General features: G+C 63.6%; 6 protein-coding genes and 1 pseudogene. 4 read left to right on the forward strand and 3 right to left on the reverse strand.

The window, feature by feature from the left end:
* Both WB528_RS22470 and WB528_RS22475 read left to right on the forward strand, forming a co-directional pair.
* Positions 1-80: pseudogene (locus tag WB528_RS22470) on the forward strand (SOS response-associated peptidase); the annotation flags it as partial.
* A 163-nt stretch (positions 81-243) separates the two neighbouring features.
* On the forward strand, positions 244-654 hold the full coding sequence (locus tag WB528_RS22475) for a hypothetical protein (protein WP_423890800.1): 411 nt from the start codon (positions 244-246) through the stop codon (positions 652-654).
* 54 nt (positions 655-708) lie between these two features.
* Here the strand turns inward: WB528_RS22475 and WB528_RS22480 are convergent, their stop codons facing one another.
* Both WB528_RS22480 and WB528_RS22485 read right to left on the reverse strand, forming a co-directional pair.
* On the reverse strand, positions 709-918 hold the full coding sequence (locus WB528_RS22480; RefSeq protein ID WP_423890802.1) for a hypothetical protein: 210 nt from the start codon (positions 916-918) through the stop codon (positions 709-711).
* 147 nt (positions 919-1,065) lie between these two features.
* A complete protein-coding gene (locus WB528_RS22485) occupies positions 1,066-2,061 on the reverse strand; it encodes an alpha/beta fold hydrolase (RefSeq protein WP_423890804.1) in 996 nt (331 codons plus the stop codon).
* A gap of 456 nt (positions 2,062-2,517) precedes the next feature.
* Between WB528_RS22485 and WB528_RS22490 the strand changes: the two genes are divergently transcribed.
* Entirely contained in the window at positions 2,518-2,646 is a 129-nt protein-coding gene (locus tag WB528_RS22490) for a hypothetical protein (RefSeq protein ID WP_423890806.1), read from the forward strand.
* A gap of 659 nt (positions 2,647-3,305) precedes the next feature.
* A complete protein-coding gene (locus WB528_RS22495) occupies positions 3,306-3,503 on the forward strand; it encodes a hypothetical protein (RefSeq protein ID WP_423890808.1) in 198 nt (65 codons plus the stop codon).
* Between the two features lie 42 nt (positions 3,504-3,545).
* Here the strand turns inward: WB528_RS22495 and WB528_RS22500 are convergent.
* Positions 3,546-7,564 (reverse strand): autotransporter outer membrane beta-barrel domain-containing protein (locus WB528_RS22500; protein ID WP_423890810.1); only part of this gene is annotated, 4,019 nt, incomplete at its 5' end.

Below are 7,564 nucleotides of genomic sequence, written 5' to 3' on the forward strand. Positions count from 1 at the left end.
AGGCAATGCCGGTGATCCTGACCACCGATGAAGAGCGCGATGTCTGGATGCGCGCGCCATGGGACGAGACGACGGCATTGTAGCAGCCGTTGCCGGATGATGCGCTGAAGATCGTAATACGTGGACCTGATAAAGAAGATCAGTCGGCGGCGTGAGCGCTTCCCAAAAGTCAATCAATCCGGCATCGCATGAGGGAACATGCGTCCTGTGTTCTCATTGGGAGTACAGCGCACGGAGAGCCACATGTCCCGCATCGCTCCGCTTGTTGTCGCCGTGCTCATCAGCCCGTGCCTCGCGGGGCAAGTCTTCATGGTGCAAGCCTTCGCGCAACTCACTCCGCCCGCGGGATCGGCGGGCGCGGGCATGGCGCCGATCAGCGGCGTGCCGTATGGGCCCGCGAATCCCAGGGCGCTCTCCGATCCGAGCGGCATCGGCAATGCCTCAAGCGTGCCGCCGCTGCGCGCCAATACCCCTGTCATTACGGTCCCGCAGGCGCCTCTGGCGCCGGCACGCGCCGCCGCGCCACCTAATTATCCGTACGCCTCACAGCGGGTCTTCAGCGCGCATGCCGTCGAGCCGAAAGGCAAACCACGCCGTCGCCAACGAGGCCGCCGACAGGTCAGCTCGTTCACAGGAATCTGCCGTGGGTGCTAGTCGCTTGTGATTTGCCCGACGTCACAAGCGACGCCGCTTGCCGCAGATTAAAGCCTAGCCGTGATCGGTTCGGACGTAGGGACCCGCTTGGATTCGACGGATCACGGTCGGAAGGTCCTCTTCGAAATTCACGAGATGGTCCTTGCCGAACAGGATCGCCGACCCGCTGTTCTGTCCGGGCTGCACCATCAGGATTTGGTCGAGGTTTACCAGGACTTCCCGTGCAGGCGGTCCCGGTCGTTTCAATACGATGAAATCAGCCACATCTCGCCTCTGTGGTTCCGGTACGTAACGGTTTGGCCGCGTGCTCTCTTATATATGATTCTGCCGCCGGCAGACACGACAACCGATCCGAGCTGCAAGCGATGCGCGGATATTCCTTGGCGGCAGGAGCGCAAAGCTCGCGCGGACTCACGCCGCAGCAGCCTCATTGATCGCATTCATGACGTCCTGCGTCGCCGATTGCTGGATCATGTGGCCAGCTCCGGCGATTCGGTGCAATTTGCTTTGCTTCACCTCTGAATGAAGCCGCGCAGATTGCTCGTTGATATCAATCAGGCGATCGCCTTCTCCCGCCATGATAATGATTGGCAATGAGAGTTCATCATACGATTTGGACGACGAAAATGCCGCCGGTATCATCAAGGCAGCCTCGGCAGCGCTGGCGCGAATTTGAGACGGACGAACCGCCATCGCTTTCGGGAAGCCATCGAATTTCTTCGGAACCGAGCGAGGACCGAACAGCTTGTGCAGCATGCCGGGCCACATCAGGCGAGAGAGAATTGGCGACAGCGTGTAGGCGAAGATATCGCCGAGCCCCGGTATCGCGGGTCCGGATTGGGCAACCACGTCAGCACGCGCAGTCGGGAAATAGTACCCGGAAAGCAGGACGAGCGCCTGGACAAGCTGCGGGTGCCTGGTGGCGAGAGCGAGCGCGACCGAGGCGCCCCACGAGTGCCCCAGGACGATGGCGTTCTGGATATCGAGACGGCCTAACGCCTGCATGAACAGGTCGGCCTGGGCCTCGGGACTCCAGATAACGTTCCGCGGCCGCGAACTATGCCCGAACCCCGGCCGATCGAACACGATAACCCTGTAGTGCCGGGCCGCCAGATCAATCAGGCCGGCTGATTCAAAATCCTGAATCATGCTTCCGTTGCCGTGAAACAAGACCAGCGGCTTTCCGGTTCCGCGCTCTACAAAGTGAAGGCGGACGCCATCAACCTCGACGAATTGCCCCTGCGGAGGATTTTCGCGCTGGGCTTTTTTGGCCAGGCGCCAGTTGACATAGGCGGAAGCGGCCAAAACACCGGCAGCGGCGGCGAACGCAGCGGCGACGGGATGTCTTGTCGATGTCGAAGTGAAATTCGCTGCCAACGAGGGAGAACGATCGCGCAAAATTTTCATAAGAGCTTTCATGTTGGATCGAAAAGCGGAGGTCAAACATCCCGGCCGGATCAAGACCTTTGATCGCGAGTAGCGGTCTGACCCGTGAATCGCTCAAGCCATAATTTTAACGGCACGGCGTCAGGGGCGGTGTGCACAAACATCGGTTCATCTCGCGTTGGTCAACGGGGGCATGGGATATACGTTCCAGGCGCTGGACGATCATGTCCGCGCGACGCTGTCGCTATCTGTGGCATCGCCTGCTCAAAATAGAGCCACGCCGGAACCGCTCGGCCTCGCTAGATTGATACGATGGGTCCATGGCGCGACATCTGTGGGGCGCCGCGCGCGGAGTTCCCCAGCCTCGCGACATCTACCCGGGGAGCCCCCGCCGGTTCACGACGGCGGGGGCTTTTCCGTATCCCCGGAACTCCGGCGCAAGCAGCCGCCAGCTGAGGCGGCCTGCAGACCCGCCGAGTGCGCGATATTCTGCGCCAGCGCCGCCAACGCTTCGACGTGGCGGCCTTCGTAGAGATGCTGGTCCGCCTCAACAAAAATGCCGGCGCCAATGAATATGCGAATGTTGGAATCGGACCACTAGAATAATGTCCTTGAACATGACGTCCATCATATGAGCCAGCCGTTTCTTGTCGGCGGCATCGACCTCGACCGCAAATCAGGCAGTGTCCAGAAGTGTACCCAGCGCCCCGGCGCGCCGCCGGATGTTAAGCCCATCAAAGATGCATCCGCCGGGAACGTGACGCAGCTCCATTCATTGGTTCACGTGCGCTGGAGCTGACGATGTGTTGGAAGTGCGAGCAAATCGACAAGGAGATCAAACACTATCGCGGCCTTTGCGCCCGCGTCACCGATGAGGGGAGCGTCAAAAGCCTGGACATCCTGATCGCGCAACTGGAGTCTGATAAGACAGCGCAGCACATCGTGATATTCAGTCCCCCGGCGAAAACGGCTCCTCCGCGCTGAGAACGCGGCGGAGCCGTCACCCCAATCGTTCGGCCTGCACCTTGGATTGAGGAGATGAAATGCTATTGGATCATTTCATAAAAAAATCGATACGCCGGTACACCGGAGCGTGGCGCGGCGTTAACTCTACTGCGCTGCCAGACGATTATTTCGCCCTTGTGTTCACTTGTGCGCTTTCACCGACCGGTTAAGGGCGCATGATCGGCCGGCCACCGCCGGTGGCTTCACTTCGTGAGGCGAGCGCCGGTGGGTCACGCCAGACATCGACAGGGGGTAACGCCATGTTACGGCGGCGTATCAAGCAAACCAGTTCCTTGCAGGATCGTCTGCTCTCATTCGCCAACGAGGTGCGACACAAGGCTTCACTGCTGCCTCCGGGCGAAGAGCAGGATGCCCTGCTTGAAAAGGCGCGTCAGGCCGAGGCAGCGTTGCGTCTCAGCAACTGGGCCAATTCCGCAGAATTAAAGCCGCCGGAATAAACGGCGAAAGGTCGCGGCCGCGCCGCCGACCGCCAAGTGCCGTCAGAAATGCCGGCTCAGCTTCACCAGGCCGGTCTGGTCGTTATAGCCCGCTCCAAACCGCCCTTGATATTCAAGGCGCAGGTCCAGGCCCGGTATCCGCGCCACCCCGAAGATGTCGATGCCGGCCGAGACCTTCCACAGCGTTTGCGGAAGTGAGGTCAGCGTCGTGAACGGCGTTACACCCGCGGGCGCGCTCTCGAACGTCGAGTTCACGCCCCACGTATTGTTGGACAGCCAGGTGGCGCCGCCCTGAATGAACGGCCGCAGCGCCGGACCGCTGGCGAGGAAATAGGTCTGCCCCAGTTCGACCATCGGCGTAGCCGCAAAAGCCACCTTGTTGGATGACGCGACAGCGAGATTTAGCGAACCGGCGCCCGCCTCGCTGAATCCCGGCAGCGCCGTATAGATGACGTCAAGGTCGAGCGACGGCTTGATATAGGCGCTGCCGAACTCGGCGACGTAGGCGGCGCGGAACCGCGAATCCAGCCGCCATACGCTCGGCGTGCTGGTCGCCGACTGCACACCGCCGAAATCGATCGAGCGCGTGGTGTTGAGCGCATCGTACCCGAGATCGAGCGCGGCCGCGAACAGCCACGGCCCGATCTGGTGCTTCAGCGCCGCGCCAAAGTCATAGCGGTCGGCGAGCGTGGTGGAGAAATTGCCGGTGGTTCGGCCGGCTTCGTAGCCGACGGCGAATTCGCCAAACCAGTCGGGCGCAAGCTGGATTTGCCGCCCGGCCTGAAGACGCGCGGCCTGATCGTGGAATCCGGAAGAACCCGACGAGCCGACCTGGCTGGCGAAGCTGCCGGTCAGCTTGGCCCATTCGCAGGGCACTTCAGTCAGCGGCGCATAGGGACCAGCCGCAAGATGACAGCTCAACATGCTGTCGACGAAGCCGAGCCCGGTAAATGTCGAGATCGCCGGCTGCGCGAGATAAGCCGCCGGGTGCAAACGATCGAGCACCTGGGCGTAGGATTGAGGATCGCTCAGGTTCGCCAGAGCGGCAAATACCGGCCCGATGCCGGGCGTTGCGCCGGCATTCCAGATATTCTGCAGCTGGTTGGCGACCGACAATTCATTCGGCGTGAGTGAAGCGGAAAGCGCGGAGCTGACGAATTGCGCCTGTGTCGCGACGAGCTGGAGGGAGTTGCCGACGAACTGGACGCCGTACGTCACCGTCGGCGAATTGGTCGCCGTCACGTCATTGACGCCGATGAAGCCGCCAGTGGCCGTGAGGACGGTCGCGGGCGTGTTGGGCAGCAACGAGAGCAGATTGGGAAGGATCGTGCCGCGAACATTGGCAATTCCGTTCACTGCGAGCAGATCCGACGTGCCGCCGAAGCGGACGTCGGGCACATAGGTGCCCGCCGTGGTCTGAACGAACGCGCCCTTCAGCGCCGTCGTGATGACGTTGTTGACGCCGCCGATGTCGAGCCGGCCGGCATTGACCAGCGCGCCCGAACCGAGATTGAGCACCGTGCCGGTGACGAAGGTCCCGCCCGCGAGATTGTTGACCTGGCCCATTCCGCTGCCGAGATCCACATTGCCGACGATGCCGCCGGAATTGTTGACCGTGGTGTTGCCGATCACACGCGCCACGCCGCTCGCATCGACGCCGTCGGTCGCCTGGATGGCGACGCCGGACTGCGCCGTCACCACCGCGCCGTATGAAATATTGACGGCGTTGGTGGCGCCGCCGTCGATGTAGACGCCGGCCGCGTTGCCGGTGCCGCCGCTGATCGTGCCGCCATGCAGGTTGATGGTGATGTTGCCGCCGCCGGTCCCGCCGACGCTTTGCGCAAAGATCGCGTGCGAATCCATGCCGCTGGCGGTGACGTTGCCGGTTTGATCGATGGTGATGGCGCCGCCGCTGCCGGCGCCGCCGTTCGAACCGGCGAACGCGATCGTGCCACCGCTTGCATCGCCACTACCGCCGATGCCGCCGCCACCGCCGACGCTTTGCGCCAGGATGCCGTAGGCGGCGATACCGCTGGTCGTGATCGGACCGGTACTGCTGATCGTGACCCCCTCACCATCACCCGCCTCACCGGCAGCGCCACCAACGCCGACGCCGACCGTTATCGCGCGGCTGCCGAGATGAGGGTTGGAGCCTGCCGCGTCTCCGCCGAGGCCACCGCCGCCGCCGATGCTTTGCGCCAGGATGCCGTCGGCGCCATTGCCGTAGGTTGTGATGCCACCGGTATCGGTGACCTGGACCGTACCCCCGGCACCACCGGGGCCGCCGCTACCACCGACGACGACCGCGCCAAGATTGATTCCGTCGCCGGTACCGCCAACGCCGCCGCCGCCGCCGACACTCTGCGCCAGGATGCCGTAGGCGCGATCGCCGATCGTCGTGATGGTGCCGGTCTGCGAGACGATGATGTTGCCACCGGCACCGGAGCTTCCCGTCGTGCCGCCGATAGCGACCGCGACGCCCTTGGGATTGAGACCGACATGGCCGTCTCCGATCAGCGCGAGGCCACCACCGCCGCCTATGCTCTGCGCAAAGATGGCGGTGGCATCGTCGCCCCAGGTGGCAATGGTGCCGGTGTTGGTGACGTTGATGTTTCCGCCCATTCCCGCGCCGCCGCCATTGCCAGCGATTCCGACTCCGACGGCGATCCCGCCCGAACTCTGCGCGCTGCCGCCGCCAGCCGTTCCGCCGCCGCCGCCGATGCTCTGGGTGAAGATGCCTTGCGAGGCGTATCCGTAGGTAACGATGTTGCCATCGTTGGTGACCAGGATGTCGCCGCCGACGCCTGCCGCACCGCCGCTGCCGCCGATACCGACCGAAAGCGCAATCTTGGTGCCTTCTTCGGCGCCGTTGGCGAGTTGCTCCAGTTTCGAGCGATCGGTCGAATTCGGCACGTCAGGATCCGGTGGCGGCGTGCTCGGATTCGGACTGAAGATGTTGCCGGGCGTGAAGTTATTGATGTTGCCGACCGTGTCGGAAGAGGCAACCCCCGCGCCGCCCATGCCGCCGCCGCCGCCGACGCTTTGTGCGACGATCGCCGGTGCCAAGTCGCCAAACGTGAATATCTTGCCGACGTTATTCACCGTCACGGTGTTACCCTTGCCGCCGGCACCGCCGCTGCCGCCGATGCTGAGCGCCAGCGAAATGTTCTTCGCGGTCCCTTCGTTGACGGACGTCGAAGTTGCGGAGGCGTCACCGCCATTGCCGCCACCGCCACCGACGCTCTGCGCGAAGATGCCGGCCGAGCCAGCGCCGCCGGTCCCGATCCAGCCTGCGTTGGAAACGTTGACCGTACCGCCGTCGCCAGCGGCGCCACCGCTACCGCCGAACGAGAAGTCCAACGAAATCGTAGGCGGACCGCTGCCAGGGGGGTTCTTAGGGTCCGAGCCTTTGTTGGGCGCGAAGAGCACCGTGGCGGTCCGGGAGGCACTGCTGCCCCCGTTGCCGCCACCGCCGCCAATGCTGTAGGCGGTGATGGCGTTTGAATTGATGCCGGTGGTGACGATCGCGCCGGTTTGATCGACCTTGACGGTGCCGCCTCCGCCGGCCGACCCGCCGGCGCCGCCGACCGAAATGCCGACGTTGAACACGCCGCCGCCATATCCGTAACCGGCTCCACCGGTGCCGCCGCCGCCACCAACGCTTTGCGCGAGGATCGCGGTCGAAAGGTCGCCCGATGTGGTGAGCGAACCGGAATTGGTGACATCGACCTCACCGCCCGCGCCCGACACGCCGCCCTTGCCGCCCACCGCATATGTTACGACGCAAGCGCATTCATCCGTGCCGTCACCGCCGTTACCACCACCGCCGCCAAGGCTTTGCGCGAAGATCGCATTTGAGCGAAAGCCCGACACCTGGATCGTACCGCTATTCTGGACGAAAACCTGTTCGCCGTTGCCCGCAACGCCGCCGCTGCCACCGATCCCGACGCTGACTATCGCCGCGAAGGACGTTCCGGACCCGCCGTCGCCGCCGCCGCCGCCGACGCTCTGCGCGAAGATGCCGTTGCCGCCGAGGCCCGTCGTGCCGATCGTCCCGTAAT

Origin of the sequence: Bradyrhizobium sp. (assembly GCF_049586575.1) — a bacterium.
Taxonomy (GTDB): domain Bacteria; phylum Pseudomonadota; class Alphaproteobacteria; order Rhizobiales; family Xanthobacteraceae; genus Bradyrhizobium.